At 67.1% G+C, this 19,087-nt stretch carries 16 protein-coding genes; 6 read left to right on the forward strand and 10 right to left on the reverse strand.

Features of this window, described 5'->3' with window-relative positions:
- Positions 1 to 21: 21 nt before the first annotated feature.
- From ACH107_RS20370 to gmd, 3 genes are read right to left on the reverse strand one after another with little or no spacing between them, the layout of a single operon-like run.
- Complete coding sequence (locus tag ACH107_RS20370) at positions 22 to 1,215, reverse strand: DegT/DnrJ/EryC1/StrS family aminotransferase (RefSeq protein WP_412507366.1); 1,194 nt, start codon at positions 1,213 to 1,215, stop codon at positions 22 to 24.
- Positions 1,212 to 2,144: a GDP-L-fucose synthase family protein gene (locus ACH107_RS20375; protein WP_412507367.1), complete on the reverse strand. Its 933-nt coding sequence runs from the start codon at positions 2,142 to 2,144 to the stop codon at positions 1,212 to 1,214. The genes ACH107_RS20370 and ACH107_RS20375 overlap by 4 nt, the downstream gene beginning before the upstream one ends.
- The gene (gmd, locus tag ACH107_RS20380) at positions 2,141 to 3,199 is read right to left on the reverse strand and encodes a GDP-mannose 4,6-dehydratase (RefSeq protein WP_412507368.1); all 1,059 of its coding nucleotides are present in this window, start codon (positions 3,197 to 3,199) and stop codon (positions 2,141 to 2,143) included. The genes ACH107_RS20375 and gmd overlap by 4 nt, the downstream gene beginning before the upstream one ends.
- 321 nt (positions 3,200 to 3,520) lie before the next feature.
- Between gmd and ACH107_RS20385 the strand changes: the two genes are divergently transcribed.
- From ACH107_RS20385 to pnp, 4 genes are all read left to right on the forward strand, one after another.
- Positions 3,521 to 4,636 carry a TauD/TfdA family dioxygenase gene (locus ACH107_RS20385; RefSeq protein WP_412507369.1) on the forward strand — a complete coding sequence of 372 codons (1,116 nt, stop codon included), beginning with the start codon at positions 3,521 to 3,523 and terminating at the stop codon, positions 4,634 to 4,636.
- 154 nt (positions 4,637 to 4,790) lie between these two features.
- Positions 4,791 to 5,615, forward strand: coding sequence for a 3-methyl-2-oxobutanoate hydroxymethyltransferase (panB, locus tag ACH107_RS20390; RefSeq protein WP_412507370.1), 825 nt, complete (start codon positions 4,791 to 4,793; stop codon positions 5,613 to 5,615).
- Positions 5,612 to 6,457: a pantoate--beta-alanine ligase gene (panC, locus tag ACH107_RS20395; RefSeq protein WP_412507371.1), complete on the forward strand. Its 846-nt coding sequence runs from the start codon at positions 5,612 to 5,614 to the stop codon at positions 6,455 to 6,457. Before panB ends, panC begins: the two co-directional genes overlap by 4 nt.
- Positions 6,458 to 6,673: 216 nt before the next feature.
- A complete protein-coding gene (gene pnp / locus ACH107_RS20400) occupies positions 6,674 to 8,809 on the forward strand; it encodes a polyribonucleotide nucleotidyltransferase (RefSeq protein ID WP_412507372.1) in 2,136 nt (711 codons plus the stop codon).
- A gap of 718 nt (positions 8,810 to 9,527) precedes the next feature.
- Here pnp and ACH107_RS20405 read toward each other — a convergent pair.
- Complete coding sequence (locus ACH107_RS20405; protein WP_412507373.1) at positions 9,528 to 11,132, reverse strand: GMC family oxidoreductase; 1,605 nt, start codon at positions 11,130 to 11,132, stop codon at positions 9,528 to 9,530.
- A gap of 47 nt (positions 11,133 to 11,179) precedes the next feature.
- Positions 11,180 to 11,638 (reverse strand): Lrp/AsnC family transcriptional regulator, encoded by a 459-nt coding sequence (locus ACH107_RS20410; RefSeq protein ID WP_412507374.1) that lies wholly within the window; start codon positions 11,636 to 11,638, stop codon positions 11,180 to 11,182.
- Between the two features lie 136 nt (positions 11,639 to 11,774).
- Between ACH107_RS20410 and ald the strand changes: the two genes are divergently transcribed.
- Complete coding sequence (ald, locus tag ACH107_RS20415; RefSeq protein ID WP_412507375.1) at positions 11,775 to 12,893, forward strand: alanine dehydrogenase; 1,119 nt, start codon at positions 11,775 to 11,777, stop codon at positions 12,891 to 12,893.
- 122 nt (positions 12,894 to 13,015) lie between these two features.
- On the opposite strand, the gene ACH107_RS20420 is transcribed toward ald, so the two are convergent.
- From ACH107_RS20420 to dgcN, 3 genes are all read right to left on the reverse strand, one after another.
- Positions 13,016 to 13,879 carry a D-amino-acid transaminase gene (locus ACH107_RS20420; protein ID WP_412507376.1) on the reverse strand — a complete coding sequence of 288 codons (864 nt, stop codon included), beginning with the start codon at positions 13,877 to 13,879 and terminating at the stop codon, positions 13,016 to 13,018.
- 70 nt (positions 13,880 to 13,949) lie between these two features.
- A complete protein-coding gene (gene dgcA, locus ACH107_RS20425) occupies positions 13,950 to 14,915 on the reverse strand; it encodes an N-acetyl-D-Glu racemase DgcA (RefSeq protein WP_412507377.1) in 966 nt (321 codons plus the stop codon).
- A gap of 76 nt (positions 14,916 to 14,991) precedes the next feature.
- Entirely contained in the window at positions 14,992 to 15,993 is a 1,002-nt protein-coding gene (gene dgcN, locus ACH107_RS20430; protein ID WP_412507378.1) for an N-acetyltransferase DgcN, read from the reverse strand.
- Between the two features lie 240 nt (positions 15,994 to 16,233).
- On the opposite strand from dgcN, the gene ACH107_RS20435 reads away from it, so the two are divergent.
- Positions 16,234 to 17,193 carry an L-malyl-CoA/beta-methylmalyl-CoA lyase gene (locus ACH107_RS20435; protein ID WP_412507379.1) on the forward strand — a complete coding sequence of 320 codons (960 nt, stop codon included), beginning with the start codon at positions 16,234 to 16,236 and terminating at the stop codon, positions 17,191 to 17,193.
- 72 nt (positions 17,194 to 17,265) lie between these two features.
- On the opposite strand, the gene ACH107_RS20440 is transcribed toward ACH107_RS20435, so the two are convergent.
- Both ACH107_RS20440 and ACH107_RS20445 read right to left on the reverse strand, forming a co-directional pair.
- The gene (locus tag ACH107_RS20440; protein ID WP_412507380.1) at positions 17,266 to 17,991 is read right to left on the reverse strand and encodes an aspartate/glutamate racemase family protein; all 726 of its coding nucleotides are present in this window, start codon (positions 17,989 to 17,991) and stop codon (positions 17,266 to 17,268) included.
- The gene (locus ACH107_RS20445) at positions 17,988 to 18,992 is read right to left on the reverse strand and encodes a D-cysteine desulfhydrase (protein WP_412507381.1); all 1,005 of its coding nucleotides are present in this window, start codon (positions 18,990 to 18,992) and stop codon (positions 17,988 to 17,990) included. Before ACH107_RS20445 ends, ACH107_RS20440 begins: the two co-directional genes overlap by 4 nt.
- Between the last annotated feature and the right edge of the window lie 95 nt (positions 18,993 to 19,087).

The following is a 19,087-nucleotide window of genomic DNA, read 5'->3' on the forward strand; positions in this document are numbered from 1 at the left end:
GTGCCGCCCGGCGCGGGCAGCTCACGCCCGCCCCGTCGCCGCGTCCAGCGCGTCGCGCAGGAGCGGCCACTTGTCATCCAGCGGGTAGTGATGGTTGCCGATGAACAGCCCGTGCGCGTCGATCTCGTCGGCATTGCGCAGCGTGCCGTGGATCACGTGGTCCATGTGGCGCGTCACGACCTCGTTGCGGGCGAAATTGCCCGTGACGATGGGCCGGCATTCCACCCCGTGCCGACCGAGCGCGGCGATCAGGCCGTCGCGGGTGATGCCCGACCCCGGCACCACCACCATCGAGAAGCCGAACCAGCTTGACCGGCCGGTTTCCTGCTGGATCCGGATTTCGGGGTAGGCCGCCATCAAGGCACGGAACGCCTCGGCGTTCTTGCGGCGCTCGGTGACGATCATCGGCAGCTTGGCGATCTGCTCCTGCCCGATGGCGCCGCTCAGTTCCAGCGGGCGCAGGTTGTAGCCCGGCAGCACGAACTTGAAACTTTCCTCGAACGGGTCGTCGCTTTTCTCGCCGGTGACGTGGTTGACCTTGGGCAGGTGCCGCGTCCAGCCATGCGAACGCAGGCTGAGCATGATGTGGTAGAGTTCCTCGTCATCGGTCACGACCAGCCCGCCCTCCATCGTGGCGATGTGGTGCGAGAAGAAGGACGAGTAGCTGCCGGCGATGCCGAAGGTTCCCGCCTGCCGCCCGTGATAGGTGGCGCCGAGCGATTCGCAGTTATCCTCGATCAGCAGGATGTCGCGGTCGCCGATGATCTCCGCGATCCGGTCGAAATCATTGGGGTTGCCCAGCAGGTTCACCGCCATGATCGCGCGGGTGTCGGGGCCGATGGCCTCGGCCAGCGCATCGAGGTCGTAGTTCAGCGTGCCGGGGTCGATATCCACGAATTTCATTCGCAGCCCGTACTGGTGCAGCGGGTAATAGGTGGTGGACCAGCTGACCGCCGGCACGATCACCTCGGCCCCCGCGGGCAGGCCCCGGGCCGAGTGGTAGCGCAGCGCGGCGATGATGATGAGATTGGCCGAGGATCCGGAGTTGACCATCACGGCGTGGGCGCTGCCCATGGCCTGCGCGAACATCTCCTCGAAGCGCGCCACCTCGGGGCCCATGGAGAAGAAGCCCGACGCGACCACGCGGTCGATGGCGGCGTATTCGGCCGCGTCCCAGCTCGTGCTGGCCAGCGGGAACCGGGTGTCGTCGTTCATGCCTCGCCCCTTTCCAAAAGCGCCGTGAAATGCGCGTATGTCTGCGCGATGCCATCGCGCAGCGTTGTGCCTGGTGCCCAGCCGAACGCCGTCTGCCGGTCCACCGCCATCAGCTTGCGCTTCATCCCGGTGGGGCGGGTCAGGTCGTGGGTGAATGTCCCGTCCCACCCGATGACGCGGGCGGCCTCGGCGTAATACTCGTTGATGGAATGGTCGTGCCCCGGCCCGATGTTCATCGTATCGGGCAGCGCGTCGAACCGGTCGACGGCGGTCCAGACCCCGCAGGCAAGGTCGGCGGAGAACATGAATTCCCGCCGCGCCGTGCCGTCGCCCCAGATCTCAACGGTTTCGGCGCCACTTTGCCGGGCCTCGTGTATCTTGCGGATGATCGCGGGCACCAGATGCGACACGGCCGGGTCGAACTTGTCGTGCAGCCCGTAGAGGTTGCAGGGGATGAGCGTCTTGTAGGACAGGTCCGGCGTCTCGCCGGTGACGAACGCGCAGAGCCGCGCCACCGCCAGCTTGGCCAGTCCGTAACCCTCGTTCGTCGGCTCCAGCTCCCCCTTGCCGAGGCTTTCCTCGGCAAGGGGGTTGGGCGCGTCATGGGGATACATGCAGCTTGACCCGAGGTTCAGCAGCCGCGGCACCCCGGCGGCGCGCGCGGCCAGCACCGTGTTGAAGCCCATGTCCATGTTGTCGGTCAGGAATCCCCCCGGATCGGCCATGTTGGCCTGAATGCCGCCCACGCGGCCCGCCGAATGGATGACGATATCGGGGGTCTCGGCCGCGATCGCGTCCATCACAGCGGGACGGTGCGTCAGGTCCAGCTCGTCGCTGGTGGGCGCGACGATCCGGTGCGCGCCGGCGCCGGCGTGATCCTGTATGGCGCGGCCGACCATGCCGCGCCCGCCGGTAAGGAAAACCTTCATCCCGCCTCCTGCGCGCGCTTCAGCGCGGCGGCCTCGGCCAGATCGGCCTGCGCCATTTCCTCGACCAGCGCCTCGAAACCCGTCTCGGGTGTCCAGCCCAGTTGCTGGCGCGCCTTGGCCGCGTCGCCCAGCAATGTCTCGACCTCGGCGGGGCGGAAATAGGCCGGGTCCACGCGCACGACCACGCGGCCCTGCGCGTCGCGCCCGACCTCGTCCAGCCCGTCCCCCTCGAAGCTGAGGTCCATGCCCAGCGCCTGCGCCGCGCGGGCCACGAATTCGCGCACCGAGTATTGCTGGCCGGTGGCGATGACGTAGTCCTCGGGCCGGTCCTGTTGCAGCATCAGCCACATCATGCGGACGTAATCGCGCGCATGGCCCCAGTCGCGCCGGGCGTCCATGTTGCCGAGCAGGAGTTCGTCCTGCATCCCCAGCTTGATCCGGGCCAGCGCGCGCGTGATCTTGCGCGTGACGAAGGTTTCGCCGCGGATCGGGCTTTCGTGATTGAACAGGATGCCGTTGCAGGCGAACATGCCGTAGGCTTCGCGGTAATTGACCGTGATCCAGTAGGCGTAGAGCTTGGCCACGGCATAGGGGCTGCGCGGGTGGAACGGCGTCGCCTCGCGCTGCGGGGTTTCCTGCACGAGCCCGTAAAGTTCGGAGGTGGACGCCTGGTAGAAGCGCGTGGTTTCGCCCATCCCGAGGAAGCGGATCGCCTCGAGCAGCCGCAGCGCGCCCATCGCGTCGGAATTGGCGGTGTATTCGGGCTCCTCGAAGCTGACGGCGACATGGCTCTGGGCGGCGAGGTTATAGACCTCGTCGGGGCGTACCTTCTGCAGGATGTGGGTGAGCGAGGAACTGTCGGTCATGTCCCCGTGGTGCAGCTGGAAGCGGCCCGAGCGCCCCGGCTCCCCCTCGAACAGGTGGTCGATGCGCGCGGTGTTGAACAGCGACGTGCGCCGCTTGATGCCGTGAACCTCGTAGCCCTTCCCGAGCAGGAATTCCGACAGATAGGCCCCGTCCTGCCCGGTCACCCCGGTGATGAGTGCTTTTTTCAAAACGCCTGCCCTCGTGATCTTGCCGTTCCTCCGATAGCGTCTCGGCGCGCCGATGAACAGGGGCAACCGCGGCGGCGCGGCCGGGAATTTGCACCACCGGGCGGGCCGCGCGCGGCGTCGCCCGGATACGCGCGAGGCATCGCGTTGACAGTCCCGGATTCGGCCAACATTATCGATGGGCTAAAGGCAAGGACGATACATGTGCGCTGTCTTGGGAAGATGCTCGGGCCATCCACACGGCAAGGCCCACGAGTGGTGGCCGCCTCCGGCAGGGGGCTGATGCCCCGCACCTGAAACCTACATCCCGAACCGGAGCACCACATGCAACCCACCCTCACCACCGGGGCCGCGGGCCTCGAGATCCGTTGGCCTGACGGTACCGTCGGCGAATTTCCCTATATCTGGCTGCGCGATACCGACCCGTCGGGGTTTCACCCGCAGACCGGCGAGCGCTTCTTCGACCTGACGGGCGTCCCGCTCGACATTTCCCCGCACGCGGTCGAGATCACGCCGCGGGCGCTGCTGGTCACATGGCCGGATCAGGCCGGGCCGAGCCAGTTCGACCTTGACTGGATCAAGGCCCACAGGCCCGGACAGCGGCGGGCCGACCCGGCGGACGTGCCCGCGCTTGCGTGGCGTGCCGACCTTGGCGGCGCGGGGGTGCCGCGCCACGACGCGGGCGGCATCCTGTCCTCGGACGGGGCGCTTTCGGACTGGTTGACCGAGACCAAGCGCTACGGGCTTTCAGTCGTCACCGGTCTGGCCGGCGATACCGGCGCCGGCATGGAGGTGGCGCGGCGCGTGGGGCACCTGCGCGAGACCAATTTCGGCCTGACCTTCGAGGTCGTCTCGAAACCCGATCCCAACAACCTGGCCTATACCTCGGACGCCTTGCCGCTTCACACGGACCTGACGAACCAGGAAATGCCGCCGGGCTACCAGTTCCTGCATTGCCTCGCCAACGAGGCCGAGGGCGGCGGGTCGACCTTCTGTGACGGCGTGGCGGTCGCGAACGACCTGCGTGAGAGCGCCCCCGAGGCATTCGAGGTGCTGTCCACCGTCACGGTGCCGTTCCGGTTCCATGACCGAGACACCGACATCAGGTCGCGCAAGACGGTGATCGCGCTGGATACGCGCGGCGAGGTTTCCGAGATCTGCTTCAACGCGCACCTTGCCGACATCCTTGATCTGGCGCCGGCGCGGCTGACGGCGTTCTACCGGGCGTATCGCCTGTTCATGGAGATGACGCGGGATGATGCCTACGGTATCGGCCTGAAACTGTCGGGCGGCGAAATGGTCGTCTTCGACAATCGTCGTGTGCTGCACGGTCGCGACGCCTTCGATCCGTCGACCGGGTTCCGTCACCTGCACGGGTGTTACGTCGATCGCGGCGAGTGGGACAGCCGGCTGCGCGTGCTGGCGCGCGCAGCCGGCTGACGGAAACGCATGTCGCGGCGGCCGGCGTGCCATCTGCCGGGCAGGCCGCCGCGAGGTGCACCGGCGGCGGACCGCGATGCGTTATGCGGTGGATTTCCCCGGTGCGAGTTGGTATCCCGGGCGCCGCAACGCAGCACGGAGCCGGACACCCCTCATGAGCGCCACCGCCCGCAAGACCGCCCCCCTGCCCGACGACATACGGGCCATGAAGGGCGGCACGCCCATTGTCAGCCTGACGGCCTATACCACGCCGATCGCCCGGATGATGGACGGGGAATGCGATTTCGTTCTGGTCGGTGACAGCGTGGGCATGGTGCTGCATGGTCTGCCCTCCACGCTGGGGGTCACGATGGACATGATGATCCTGCACGGGCAGGCCGTGGCGCGCGGGCTGTCGCGCTCGATGCTGGTGATCGACATGCCCTTCGGCAGCTGCGAGGAAAGCCCGGCACAGGCGTTCCGGAACGCCGCGCGGATCATGCGCGAGACGGGCGCGGCGGCGGTCAAGCTGGAAGGCGGGGAGCACATGGCCGAGACCATCGCGTTCCTTGTCGCGCGGGGCGTGCCGGTGATGGCGCATGTCGGGCTGACGCCGCAATCCATCAACACGCTGGGCGGGTACAAGGTGCAGGGACGTGACGATCAGGCCGACAAACTGCTGGCCGATGCCCGCGCGGTGGCCGAGGCCGGCGCGTTCTCGGTGGTGCTGGAAAAGGTGCCGGCCGGCCTTGCCGACCGGGTGACGGCGGATCTGGCGATCCCGACGATCGGGATCGGGGCGTCGGCAGGGTGCGACGGGCAGGTTCTGGTTGTCGATGACATGCTGGGCCTTTTCGCCCAGTTCAGGCCGAAATTCGTCAAGCGGTACGCCAACCTTGGCGAGGATGCCAGGAATGCCGTGCGCGCCTATGCCGAGGACGTGCGCGCGCGCCGTTTCCCCGCGCCCGAGCATACCTTTGCCGACAAGGCCCCGGAATGACGCCGCCGCCGATCCTGCGCCACCTGCCCGAACTGCGCGCGGTCACGGGCGGCTGGCAGCGCGCGGGCGAAAGCATCGGGGTCGTGCCCACCATGGGCGCGCTGCATGACGGGCACCTGTCGCTGGTGCAGGCGGCCAAGGACCAGTGCGACCGGGTGATCGTGACGATCTTCGTCAACCCCAAGCAGTTCAACAACCCCGAGGACCTGCAGAATTACCCCCGGACCGAGGACGAGGACGCGCGCAAGCTGTCGCGGTTCGGCATCGACGCGCTGTGGGTGCCCGGGGCCGACCAGATGTATCCCGAGAGTTTCGCCACCACGGTGTCGGTGGCGGGGCTGACGGACGTGATGGAAGGTGCGCACCGGCCCGGGCATTTCGACGGGGTGGCGACGGTCGTGACCAAGCTGTTCACCCAGACCTCGGCCAGCGACGCCTTTTTCGGGGAAAAGGATTTCCAGCAGTTCCTCGTGGTGCGCCGGATGGCGGCCGATCTGGACCTGCCGGTGACGGTGCATGGCTGCCCCACGATCCGCGAGATCGACGGGCTGGCGATGTCGTCGCGCAACCTGTTGCTGTCTGACCGGGCGCGGGTGGCCGCGCCGCGCCTTTTCGAGGAGATGGAAGGCATCGCCGAGGGGCTGGCCGGTGGAGCGGCCTTCGGCGCGCTGCGCGACGCGGCGGTGGCGCGTCTGGAAGGCGCCGGTTTCACGAAGGTCGAGTACCTTGAAATCCGCGCGCAGGACGACCTGAGCCGGCTTGACGCGCCCACGCGGCCCGCGCGCCTGTTCGCCGCCGCGTGGCTGGCGGGGGTGCGCCTGATCGACAATATCGCCGTGTGACGGCCCGGCGCGACGCGGCGGGCATGCGCGGGGCGGGCCACCCGACATATCATTGCTTTAAATGCGGCGCGATCTGCTGTAAAGCGCCCGTATCCGAGACGTGATGCCCCTGACCCCGGGCGCATGAGCAAGGATTGGGGTCGGCGGCAATGGGGCCGCCATTGTAACGGAGGACCCGGGATACGCCCGGGAGTGCCTTCAGCTAGGAAACGACTTATGTTCAACGAAGTGAAGAAGACGATGCAGTGGGGCGAGGAGACGCTCACACTGGAAACGGGCAAGGTTGCCCGTCAGGCGGATGGATCGGTCATCGCCACGCTGGGCGAAACCACGGTCATGGCCAATGTCACCTACGCCAAGGAACCGAAGGAGGGGCAGGGTTTCTTTCCCCTGACGGTCCACTACCAGGAAAAATACTATGCCGCCGGCAAGGTGCCGGGCGGCTTTTTCAAGCGCGAGGCGCGGCCGACCGAGAAGGAAACGCTGACCGCGCGGCTGATCGACCGGCCGATCCGCCCGCTTTTCGTGGACGGGTTCAAGAACGAGGTGCTGGTGATGTGCACCGTTCTTTCGCATGACCTTGTCAACGATCCGGACATCGTGGCGATGATCGCCGCGTCGGCCGCGCTGACGATCTCGGGCGCGCCATTCATGGGGCCGATCGCCGGCTGCCGCGTGGGCTACGAGGACGGTGAGTACATCCTCAACCCCGATGTCGAGGACATGCACGAACTGCGCAACAACCCCGACCAGCGTCTGGATCTTGTCGTCGCCGGGACGCGCGACGCCGTGATGATGGTGGAATCGGAAGCCTACGAGCTGAGCGAGGACGAGATGCTCGGTGCCGTGACCTTCGCGCACGAGCAGATCAAGCCGGTGGTCGACCTGATCGTCGATCTGGCCGAGGACGCCGCCAAGGATCCGTTCGATTTCCAGCCGCCGGACTATTCCGACCTGTACGAGGCCGTTAAGGCCGCCGGCGAGGAGCAGATGCGCGCCGCGTTCGCCATCACCGACAAGCAGGAACGCACGGCCGCCGTGGCTGCCGCGCGCGACGCGATCGTCGAGAAACTGACCGAGGCGCAGCTCGAGGATGCCAACCTCGGCGCCGCGATGAAGAAACTGGAGGCCGGCGTGCTGCGCGGCGACGTGGTGAAATCGGGCAAGCGGATCGACGGACGCGCCCTGAACGAGGTGCGCGCGGTCGAGTGCGAAACCGGGTTCCTGCCGCGCACGCATGGCTCGGCGCTGTTTACCCGCGGGGAAACGCAGGGTCTGGTCGTGACCACGCTGGGGACCGGCGACGACGAGCAGATGATCGACGCGCTGCACGGCACCTACCGGTCGAACTTCCTGCTGCACTACAACTTCCCGCCCTATTCCGTGGGCGAGGCCGGGCGCGTCGGCCCGCCGGGACGGCGCGAGATCGGCCACGGCAAGCTGGCGTGGCGCGCGCTGCAGGCGGTTCTGCCGGCGGCCACGGATTTCCCCTACACGATCCGTGTCGTGTCCGAGATCACCGAGTCGAACGGATCGAGCTCGATGGCGTCGGTCTGCGGGGGGTCGCTGTCGATGATGGATGCGGGCGTGCCGCTCAAGGCGCCGGTGGCCGGCGTGGCCATGGGGCTGGTGCTGGAAGATGACGGCGACTATGCCGTGCTGACCGACATCCTTGGCGACGAGGACCACCTTGGCGACATGGATTTCAAGGTTGCGGGCACCGAGGATGGCATCACCTCGCTGCAGATGGACATCAAGGTCGCGGGCATCACGCCCGAGATCATGAAGAACGCGCTGGCGCAGGCCAAGGACGGGCGGATGCACATCCTTGGCGAAATGGGCAAAGCGATGAGCGAGGCGGGTGATTTCAGCGTTCACGCGCCGCGCATCGAAACCATGACCGTCCCGCAGGACAAGATCCGCGAAGTGATCGGGTCGGGCGGCAAGGTCATCCGCGAGATCGTGGAAACGTCGGGTGCCAAGGTCGACATCAATGACGAGGGCGTGATCAAGATCGCCTCGCCCAACAACGAGTCGATCCAGAAGGCCTACGACATGATCTATTCGATCGTGGCCGAGCCCGAGGAAGGGCACATCTACAAGGGCACGGTCGTCAAGATCGTCGATTTCGGCGCCTTCGTGAACTTCTTCGGCAAGCGCGACGGGCTGGTGCATGTCAGCCAGATCGAGAACCGGCGCCTGAACCATCCGTCGGACGTGCTGAAGGAAGGTCAGGAAGTCTGGGTCAAGCTGCTTGGCTTCGATGATCGTGGCAAGGTGCGCCTGTCGATGAAAGTCGTCGATCAGGAAACCGGCCAGGAGATGAGCAAAGAGGAAGCCGCCGAGGGCTGAGCCGCCTTTTCCCGGTATGAAACAGGGCCCCGGCGTTCGCGCCGGGGCCTTTGTTGTGGATGATGCACGGGAGACGCGCAGTGGCTCGGGGCGTAATGACCGCTCGGGGCCATTGTTGGCGGGTGCCGGGTTATTGATGACGACCGTTCGGCAGAAACCCAAGGGCGCGGGATCAAGGCCGAAGGCCGCCGCGCCATCGACGGGCCGCCCCCACGGCCCGGCGATCGGGTGACCCTTGGCGCCCCGTGTCGAGGGTGCGCGCCAGTTGCCGAAATAAATCGAGAGGCTCGAAGGGCGGATCGCCGTGCCGCGGCCCGGCGACGGTGCGGCTCGGCAAATCAAGTCAAACGTCCACGTCCTCCGCACAGCCGACCTTCATCGCAACCGGTTCCCGAAGACTTGTTCGGAAGCTCGATACGTGTCAGCAGACTGTCCCGAACGGCCCTCAGCGCCGCCCTGCATCATTTGCTGCAAAGGGCTGGCGTTCGCGCCGGGGCCTTTGTTGTGTCGCGGGTCAACAACCGGGAGACCGGATTGCAAGTATGTTATTCCCTACCCGACAAGCGGCGGTGTTTCCGGCATATACCGCGCGCGCACAACTTTCGTTTTGTGTGTTTTCAAGAAAGGTTCACGAGTTTTCAAGTTCGAGTCCCGCCGGAGCGCCTTTTGATGATCTCGCGTTCCGGTCAGGCCCCGGCGGCAGAGCCGGGGCCGTTTTTTATCCGGCCGCCGGCGTCAGCCGCGCCTCGGAAAGGATGATGTCCGCGGCCTTCTCGGCGATCATGATCGTGGGGGAGTTGGTGTTGCCGCTGGTGATGGTCGGCATGACGCTGGCATCCACGACGCGCAACCCCCCGACCCCGCGCAACCGAAGGCCGGGATCAAGCGGGGCGGCTTCGTCAGGCCCCATGTGCACCGTGCCGACCGGGTGAAAGATCGTCGTGCCGATGTCGCCGGCGGCGCGGGCCAGTTCGGCGTCCGTCTCGACGTCGGGGCCCGGCTTGATCTCCTCGGGGGCGTAGCGCCGCATCGGGGCCTGTTCCATGATCCGGCGGGTGAGCCGGATCGCGGAGACGGCCACCTGCCGGTCGCCCTCGGTCGACAGGTAGTTCGGCGCGATGACGGGCGGCGCTGCCGGATCGGCGGAGGCGATCGCGACGGTGCCGCGGCTTTCGGGGCGAAGGTTGCAGACGCTTGCCGTCATGCCGGGGAAATCGTGCAGGGCGCCGCCGAACGCGTCCAGCGACAGTGGCTGCACGTGGTATTCCAGATCGGGTGTCGCCAAGTCGGGGCGCGAGCGGGCAAAGGCGCCCAGTTGGCTGGGGGCCATCGACATCGGCCCACGGCGGCGCAGCGCGTATTCCAGCCCGATCGCCAGCTTGCCCGTGATCGAGTTGGCCATCGTGTTCAATGTTTTCGCGCCCTGAAGCCGCCACGCGCAGCGCAGTTGCAGGTGATCCTGCAGGTTGCCGCCCACGGCCGGCATGTCGTGTGTCACGGGCACGCCGTGGTCCTGAAGCAGCCGGGCCGGACCAATGCCGGAGAGTTGCAATATCTGCGGGCTGCCGATCGCCCCGGCGCTGAGGATCACCTCGCGCGCGGCGCGCGCCGTCCTGACGGTGCCGCCCTGTTCGTATTCGACGCCGACGGCTTGCCCCCTTTCGACGATCACGCGGCGGGTATGCGCCCGTGTCTCGACGCGAAGGGTGTCGCGCGGCGCGGTGCGCAGGAAGGCGCGCGCGGTGTTGATCCGCCATCCCGCCCGTTGGTTGACCTTGAAATAGCCCACGCCCGCGTTGTCGCCGGTATTGAAATCTTCCGTCGCCGGCAGCCCGGCCGCCAGCGCCGCGTTACGCCAGTGATCCAGTACATCCCAGTGCAGCCGCTGGCCCTCGACCCGCCATTCGCCGCCGGTCGCATGATGCTCGGACGCGCCGGCGGCGTAATCCTCGGACTTCGTGAAATAGGGCAGGACATCGTCCCACCCCCAGCCGGTATTGCCCATCTGGCGCCAGCGGTCGTAATCGGCGGCCTGTCCCCGCATGTAGATCATGCCGTTGATCGAGCTGCACCCGCCAAGGATCTTGCCCCGAGGGTAGAGCAGCGATCGCCCGTTCAGGCCCGGCTCCTCGGCCGTCTTGAAGCACCAGTCGGTGCGCGGATTGCCGATGCAGTAGAGATAGCCCATCGGGATGTGCACCCAATGGTAGGTGTCGCGCCCCCCGGCTTCGAGCAGGAGGACCTTGTGGCCCCGCTGGCTGAGGCGGTTCGCCAGCACACAGCCCGCGCTGCCGGCGCCCACGATGATGAAGTCCCATTCCATGCGCCCATGATTGGTCCAAGCCCGTGCCGATGGCAAGGTGGCACCGGTCAGACCGGCAGGGCCGTCGTGCTGAAAACGGTGCGCAGCGTGAAGCTGGACTGCATCTTGGCGACCGCGGGCAGCCGCGTCAGGTACTGGCGGTGGATGCGGGCGAAATCCTCGGTGCTTTCTGCGACGACCTTGAGGATGTAATCCGCCGCCCCGGCCGTCAGGTGACATTCCAGCACGTCGGGGATGCGCGCGACGGCCTTCTCGAAGGCTTCCAGCACGTCGTCGGCCTGTGTCGACAGCGTGATCTCGACAAAGATCGTGGCCGACATGCCCAGTTTGCGTGCATCGAGAAGGGCGACGTAGTCGCGTATGTATCCCTCGGCCTCGAGCCTTTGCACCCGCCGGTGGCAGGCGCTCGCCGACAGGTTGATCGCCTCGGCCAGGTCGGCATTGGAAATGCGCCCGCGCTTCTGAAGCGCGGCAAGCAGGCGACGATCCATCGAATCAAGAGCCATTTGCACAAGGCCTTTCGATACAAGGTGAGAAACTGCGAATATCCTTGACCGTAATCGCCATATCACGAGCGAAATATCAAGCCGATTGCGGGTGTGCCGCGACATACTGTCAACAAGGCATGAGGAGGAGGATAACATGAAAATCGGGTGCCCCACCGAGATCAAGCCACAGGAATTCCGTGTTGGAATGACGCCCAACGCCACCCGCGAAGCCGTCGCGCACGGACACGAGGTGATCATTCAGGCCGGCGCGGGCAAGGGCGCGGGTTTCGACGATGCCGATTACGTCGCCGCCGGGGCCGCGATGATCGACACGGCAGCGGAAATCTTCGCGACGGCCGACATGATCGTGAAGGTGAAGGAGCCGCAGGCGGCCGAGCGCAAGATGCTGCGCGCGGGGCAGGTGCTGTTCACGTATCTGCATCTCGCCCCCGATCCGGACCAGACGCACGACCTGCTGGACTCGGGCTGTACCGCCATCGCCTATGAAACCGTCACGGACGCGCATGGCGGCTTGCCCCTGCTGGCGCCGATGTCGGAGGTGGCCGGCCGGCTGGCGCCGCAGATGGGCGCGTGGACGCTGCAGAAGGCCAATGGCGGCCGCGGCGTGCTGATGGGCGGCGTGCCCGGGGTCGGCCCGGCGCGGGTCCTGGTGATCGGTGGCGGGGTCGTGGGGACTCATGCCGCGCGCATCGCGGCCGGGATGGGGGCGGACGTTACCGTTCTGGACCGGTCACTGCCGCGGCTGCGGTACCTCGACGACGTGTTCGGCGACCTGTTCAACACCGGGTATTCCTCGGCCGGGTTGCTGGCCGAGCACCTGAGCGAGGCGGACATGGTTGTCGGCGCGGTGCTGATCCCCGGTGCCGAGGCGCCCAAGCTGGTGCGGCGCGAGCAATTCCCGTCGATGAAGCCGGGGGCCGTGCTGGTGGACGTGGCGATCGACCAGGGCGGCTGTTTCGAGACATCGCGGGCCACGACGCATGCCGACCCGATCTATGACGTGGACGGGATCATGCATTACTGCGTGGCCAACATGCCCGGCGCGGTCGCGCGCACCTCGACCATCGCGCTCGGGAACGCCACGATGCCGTTCATGCTGGCGTTGGCCGACAAGGGATGGCAGCAGGCCTGCGCGGATGATCCGCACCTTTTGAACGGCCTGAACGTGCATGCCGGGCAACTGACCTATTACGCGGTCGGCAAGGCGCTCGGGATCGACGTGATCTCGCCGCAGAAGATCGTCAAGGGCTGAGGCGGGCCGCGGCGCCCCCGCTTGGGGTCGCTCGCTGCCGGTGATCCGGCGCCGGGGGCTGTCTGTCGGACGTTGCCGGGGCAGGGCGAACGCCGCGGCGCGGCCGCGAGCCGGCGCGCGACTCAGATCGCCGCTTTCAGGCTTTCCTCGAGATAGATGTCACGCAGGCGCCGTGCGACCGGGCCGGGCGTGCCCCCGCCGACGTCCTCGCCGTCGATCTCGACCACGGGCATGACGAAGCTGCTTGCGGATGTCACGAATGCCTCGTCGGCCTGTTTCGCCTCGTCGATGGTGAAGCCGCGTTCCGCCACCTCCATCTGCGCCTCACGGGCGAAGCGCAGCACGGCGGCGCGCGTGATGCCGTGCAGGATGTCGTTTGACAGGTGCCGGGTGATGATCTTGCCATCCTTGATGATATAGGCGTTGTTCGCCGTGCCCTCGGTGACCAGCCCGTCCTCGATCATCCACGCGTCGTCGCACCCGGCTTTCTTGGCCATCATCTTGCCCATCGACGGGTAGAGAAGTTGCACCGTCTTGACGTCGCGGCGGCCCCAGCGGATATCGTCGATCGAGATGACCCGGAGCCCCCGTTTCGCATCGGGGCTGTCCGCGAGGTTCGGCTTGGACTGCGTGAAGAGCACGAGCGTGGGGTCCGTCGTCTCGGGGTCGGGAAAGACGAAATCGCGGTCGCCGTCGCTGCCCCGCGTGACCTGCAGGTAAACCAGCCCGTCCTCGATGCCGTTGCGGGCCACCAGTTCGCGATGAATCGACAGAAGGTCGTCGAAGGCGGCGGGTTTCTTTATGTCCAGTTCCGACAGCGACCGTTCGAGCCGCGCCAGGTGGCCGTCGAAATCGATCAGCTTGCCCCCGAGCACGCTCGTCACCTCGTAGACGCCGTCGGCCATCAGGAAGGCCCGGTCGAAAATCGAGACTTTCGCTTCATTTTCGGGCAGGTACTCGCCATTCACGTAAACGGTGCGGGTCATGTGGGTGTCCTTTTCGTCCTGTCGGGGCCGCCTGTCCGGCATGGGGGCGGCGGGTCGTTGGCCGGGCGCGTCAGCCCCACAACGCTGCGTCGGGCGGATGTACCCCCGCCGCGTCGTAGGTCAAGGCGTGATCGCGGTCTTCGGCCAACAGAAGCGGCCCGTCAAGATCCGTGACCAATGCGCCTTGCGCCACAAGGGTCGCCGGGGCCATGGCGAGCGAACTGCCGACCATGCAGCCCACCATCACGTCGAACCCGGCGGCGCTGGCGGCCGCGCGCAGGGCCAGCGCCTCGGTCAGGCCGCCCGTCTTGTCGAGCTTGATGTTGACCACGTCGTACTTGCCCAGGAGGGCGGGCAGGCTGGCGCGGTCATGGCAGCTTTCGTCGGCGCAGACCGGCACCGGCCTGTCCATGGTTGCCAGCGCGTCATCGGCGCCGGCCGGCAGCGGCTGCTCGACAAGCGCCACGCCAAGCCGCTCCAGATGCGGGGCGAGATCGGCATAGACCCCCGCGCTCCAGCCTTCGTTGGCATCCACGATGATCCGCGCCCCGGGGGCGCCGGCGCGGACGGCCTCGAGCCGCGGCATGTCATCGGGGGTGCCCAGCTTGATCTTGAGCAGCGGGCGATGGGCGTTCTTCGCGGCCTGCGCGCGCATGGCCTCGGGCGTGTCCAGAGACAGGGTATAGGCCGTGATCTCGGGGCCCGGGGTGGGCAGGCCGGCCAGGTCCCAAACCCGCCTGCCGGTTCGCTTGGCTTCGAGGTCCCAAAGCGCGCAGTCAACGGCATTGCGGGCCGCGCCGGCAGGCAGAAGCGTCTGCAACGCGGCCCGATCAACCCCGACCGGCAGCTCCTCTATCTGGGCCGTCACGCTGTCGAGCGTTTCGTCATAGCGCGCATAGGGGACGCATTCGCCGCGGCCGGTCGCTTCGCCGTCGCTCACCCTGACCGTCAGCACCTGCGCCTCCGTGCGCGAGCCGCGGCTGATCGTGAACACCTGCGCCAAGCGGAACGTGTCGCGCGTGACGGTGATCTGCACTCTGCCCTCCTTCATCTTGCTGAAAATACTCCCGCCGGAGGCATCCAGGCGGGCGCGGCCCTTGCCCGGCGCCGGGTCATATCGCCGCCAGCGCGTCGGCCAGCTTGCCGGCGCCGAAACGGTAGGGATCCGTGGCGGGCAGGTCCATGCGCGCCTCGATATCGGCAAGGTAGCTTCGCGCCTCGTCCTCGGTCATGTGCTGGGTGTTCACCGAGATGCCGGCGACGACGCAGCCCGGGTTGGCGATGCGGGCCAGCGGCAGGGCGGTGTCGCGCAGGTCCTCGAGTGACGGCAGCGTGTAATCCGGCAGGCCGCGCATGTGCGTGCGCGTCGGTTCGTGGCACAGGATCAGCGCGTCGGGCTGCCCGCCATGGATGAGCGCCATTGTCACCCCCGAGAAGGAGACGTGGAACAGGCTGCCCTGGCCCTCGATCAGGTCCCAGTGGTCGGGGGCGTTGTCCGGGGTCAGCCATTCCACGGACCCGGCCATGAAATCGGCGATCACGGCATCCAGCGGAACACCGTCGCCGGTGATCAGGATGCCGGTCTGCCCGGTGGCGCGAAAGGTGGCCTTCATCCCGCGCGCGTGCATGTCGCGCTCCATGGCCATCGCGGTGTACATCTTGCCGACCGAACAATCCGTGCCCACCGGCAGGCAGCGCTTGCCGGTGCGCGTCTTGCCGTCGGCGATCGGGTACTGCACCTCGGGCACGCGCACGTCGTGAAGCGCGCGGCCCGTCGCCTCGGCCACGGCGACAAGGTCCGGCTCGTCGCGCAGCAGGTTGTGCAGGCCGGCGGCAAGGTCGAACCCGTCTTCCAGCGCGGCGATCAGGACCTTTTTCCACGCCGCCGAAATCACCCCGCCCCGGTTGGCCACGCCGATCACGAGCGTCTTGGCGCCGGCGGCCTTGGCCTGCGCGAGGGTCATGTCGGTCAGGCCCAGATCGGCGCCGCAGCCCTCCAGCCGCAACTGCCCGACGGCGTTGTCGGGACGCCAGTCGCGAATGCCTATCGCGACCTTGGCGGCCAGCATGTCAGGGGCGTCGCCCAGGAAAAGCAGATAGGGTGTTTCGATCATGGCATGGCTCCTCGGGGCATTGCTGTCACGCATATTCCGACGAAATTAGTGCGAGATTCTGTTGAATGACAGCGCATTTCAGCACGATTGCGAACATTCTTGCGCTGATACACAGTTTTCCGGGATGGAGTCCGGCAAGGCGGGGCGGCACCGGGTCGATAAAGCCGGTTGCGGGTGAGAGTGCAATTATATACCGGTTTTTCCGGATCAACGGAAATTTTCGGAAAAGAGGCCCCACTTATGAGCTTTCGTGTGCAACCCCCCGCCCCGGCGCGTCCCAACCGCTGCCAGCTGTTCGGCCCCGGGTCGAACGACAAGCTGTTCGAGAAGATGGCACAAAGCGCGGCGGACGTGATCAATATCGACCTCGAAGATTCCGTTTCGCCCAATGACAAGGACCTCGCACGCAAGAACACCATCGCGGCGATCAATGACGTGGACTGGGGCAACAAGTGCCTCAGCGTGCGCATCAACGGGCTTGATTCCCCGTTCTGGTACCGTGACGTCGTCGACCTGCTGGAGCAAGCGGGCGAGCGGTTGGACCAGATCATGATTCCCAAGGCGGGCTGCGAGTCGGACATCTATGCCGTCGATGCGCTTGTCACCGCGATCGAGGCGGCCAAGGGGCGCGAGAAGCGCATCAGCTTCGAGGCGATCATCGAATCCGCGGCCGGGATTTCCCATGTCGAGGAGATCGCCGCCGCGAGCCCGCGGATGCAGGCGCTGAGCCTCGGCGCGGCCGATTTCGCCGCGTCGATGGGCATGGCCACCACGGGCATCGGCGGCACGCAGGAGAATTACTACATGCATCGCGAGGGGCAGAAATACTGGTCGGATCCGTGGCATTGGGCACAGGCGGCAATCGTCGCCGCCTGCCGGACCCACGGCCTGCTGCCGGTGGACGGGCCGTTCGGCGATTTCAGCGACGACGCGGGCTTCCGCGCGCAGGCGTTGCGGTCGGCGACGCTGGGCATGGTGGGCAAATGGGCCATCCACCCCAAGCAGATCGCGCTGGCCAACGAGATCTTCACCCCGACAGCGGAGGCCGTCGCGGAGGCGCGCGAGATCCTCAAGGCGATGGAAGAGGCCAAGGCGCGTGGCGAGGGCGCGACCACCTACAAGGGGCGGCTTGTGGACATCGCCAGCATCAAGCAGGCCGAGGTGATCGTCACGCAGGCCGAGATGATCGAAAGGCAGTAACGGCGTTCGACGCCCTGCCCCGGGGGCGCTGCCCCCGGACCCCCGGGGTATTTCGGCCGAGAAGAAGCACCGTCACGGCGGGGCCGCCGGGCGGAGGGAAACGCGCCGCGGATCCTGGCGGTCGCTGGCTGTTGCCACGATGGCCCGCACGAGGCAATCGAGGCTGTCGGTCCAGGGCGGTGTTGCCGGCAGATGGTCGGTGAGCAGGGACAGTTCGGTGCAGGCGACAAGCAGGTGATCGGCGCCGCGGGCGGCGAGATCGGCGGCCTCTGTCGCGAGGGCCGTGCCGGTCTGGCCGGGCGGGGCGCCCGATTTCACCGCGCGGATGATCGAGAGCATCGCGTCGTCGTTGGCCGGGGGCAGGGCCGCCAGGCCGTGGCGGGCGAAAGGTGCCTCGAACACCCCGGTCAGCCGGGTGGCGGGCGAGGCGAGCATACCCACCCGGCGCGCGCCCCGCGAGGCCAGCCGGGCCGCGGTGAGTTCAAGCATGTCGAGGAAGGGCAGGCCGGCCGCCGCGCGTATCGCGTCCGCGTAATGGTGGGCGGTGTTGCAGGGCATGGCCAGCGCCCGTGCGCCGGCGCGTTCGAGATCGCGCGACATGCCGGCCAGCACCGGCGCGGGATCGGCGCCCGTGCCGTCGATCAACGCGGCGATCCGGCTGGGCACCTGCGGGTTCTGGTGCACGATGAGCGGCACGTGGTCGGCGTCGTCGGCGGCTGGCACCGCGCGCAGCACTTTCTGCATCAGCAGGATGGTGGCCTCGGGCCCCATCCCGCCCAGAATGCCCACCGGTTTCATTTCGGCACGTCGAAACAATGGGTATAGCCGGTCAGGCCGATGGCGCCGCCGGTATGCAGGAAGACGATCTTTTCGCCTTTCCTGAAATGTCCCTGGCGGACCAGATCGATGAGCCCGGCCGCGCCCTTGGCGGAATAGACGGGGTCGAGCAGGACCGCCTCGGTGCGCGCGAAGATGTCGATGGCTTCGAGCGTGCTGTCGGCGGGCAGGCCGTAGCCGGGGCCGACATAATCGGTGTTGGCGACCACGTCTTCACGCGCGACGACGCCGGGACATCCGAGTTTCTCGGCGGTCTTGACGGCGAGATTGTAGACATTCTCTTCCTGTTTGGGTTTCGGGGCGCGCACGCCGATTCCAAGAAGCGGGATCCGCGCGTTCATCGCCTTGAGCCCGGTCACGAGCCCCGCCTGCGTGCCCGCCGAGCCGGTGGCGTGCACGACGTGGTCCACGTCGAGGCCGGTGGTCACGAACTGGCCCAGCATTTCGAGCGCACAGTTGACGTAGCCGAGCGCGCCTGTGGCGTTCGAGCCGCCGCCCGGGATGGTGTAGACGGTCTTGCCCTCGGCGCGGCGCTTGTCGGCGACCGCCTCCATCTCGGCGTTCATGTCGAGGTCGGGGCCGCGATGCTCCATCGTGGCGCCGTGCAGGTGATCGAGCAGGACGTTGCCGTTGTACTTGTAGTTCTCGTGGTTGTAGCCCGTCCGGTCCTCGAGCAGGATGTGGCAGGCCATGCCGAGCCGCGCGGCGGCAGCGGCCGTCTGGCGGGCATGGTTCGACTGGGTCGCTCCCTGCGTCATGACCATGTTGGCCCCTTGTGCCTGTGCCTCGGCCATCAGGAATTCCAGCTTGCGGGTCTTGTTGCCGCCGGTCGAGAGCCCGGTGCAATCATCCCGCTTGATCCAGATTTCCGGCCCGCCGAGGTAGTCCGACAGGCGCGGCATCGGTTCCAGCGGGGTCGGGAGATGGGCAAGGCGGGTTCGGGGAAACCGGGCGAGGTTCATGGATGTCTCCTGTCTGAGGTGAAGCGAGCGAAGGTAGGGCGGTTGGCCGCGGTTGGCGCCTTGCCGGCCGGCCCGCCGCGCCGGCGGGCCGGGTC

This window comes from Roseovarius halophilus (ex Wu et al. 2025) (assembly GCF_047086965.1).

What these genes read in the sequence shown, in the direction of transcription:
- ald (WP_412507375.1), top strand. Translation starts at nt 11,775, where the DNA reads ATGAAAATCGGGTGCCCCACCGAGATCAAGCCACAGGAATTCCGTGTT.
- ACH107_RS20405 (WP_412507373.1), bottom strand. Translation starts at nt 11,132, where the DNA reads ATGGAATGGGACTTCATCATCGTGGGCGCCGGCAGCGCGGGCTGTGTG.
- ACH107_RS20375 (WP_412507367.1), bottom strand. Translation starts at nt 2,144, where the DNA reads ATGAAGGTTTTCCTTACCGGCGGGCGCGGCATGGTCGGCCGCGCCATA.
- ACH107_RS20435 (WP_412507379.1), top strand. Translation starts at nt 16,234, where the DNA reads ATGAGCTTTCGTGTGCAACCCCCCGCCCCGGCGCGTCCCAACCGCTGC.
- ACH107_RS20410 (WP_412507374.1), bottom strand. Translation starts at nt 11,638, where the DNA reads ATGGCTCTTGATTCGATGGATCGTCGCCTGCTTGCCGCGCTTCAGAAG.
- pnp (WP_412507372.1), top strand. Translation starts at nt 6,674, where the DNA reads ATGTTCAACGAAGTGAAGAAGACGATGCAGTGGGGCGAGGAGACGCTC.
- panC (WP_412507371.1), top strand. Translation starts at nt 5,612, where the DNA reads ATGACGCCGCCGCCGATCCTGCGCCACCTGCCCGAACTGCGCGCGGTC.
- ACH107_RS20445 (WP_412507381.1), bottom strand. Translation starts at nt 18,992, where the DNA reads ATGAACCTCGCCCGGTTTCCCCGAACCCGCCTTGCCCATCTCCCGACC.
- ACH107_RS20370 (WP_412507366.1), bottom strand. Translation starts at nt 1,215, where the DNA reads ATGAACGACGACACCCGGTTCCCGCTGGCCAGCACGAGCTGGGACGCG.
- dgcN (WP_412507378.1), bottom strand. Translation starts at nt 15,993, where the DNA reads ATGATCGAAACACCCTATCTGCTTTTCCTGGGCGACGCCCCTGACATG.
- ACH107_RS20420 (WP_412507376.1), bottom strand. Translation starts at nt 13,879, where the DNA reads ATGACCCGCACCGTTTACGTGAATGGCGAGTACCTGCCCGAAAATGAA.
- ACH107_RS20440 (WP_412507380.1), bottom strand. Translation starts at nt 17,991, where the DNA reads ATGAAACCGGTGGGCATTCTGGGCGGGATGGGGCCCGAGGCCACCATC.
- ACH107_RS20385 (WP_412507369.1), top strand. Translation starts at nt 3,521, where the DNA reads ATGCAACCCACCCTCACCACCGGGGCCGCGGGCCTCGAGATCCGTTGG.
- panB (WP_412507370.1), top strand. Translation starts at nt 4,791, where the DNA reads ATGAGCGCCACCGCCCGCAAGACCGCCCCCCTGCCCGACGACATACGG.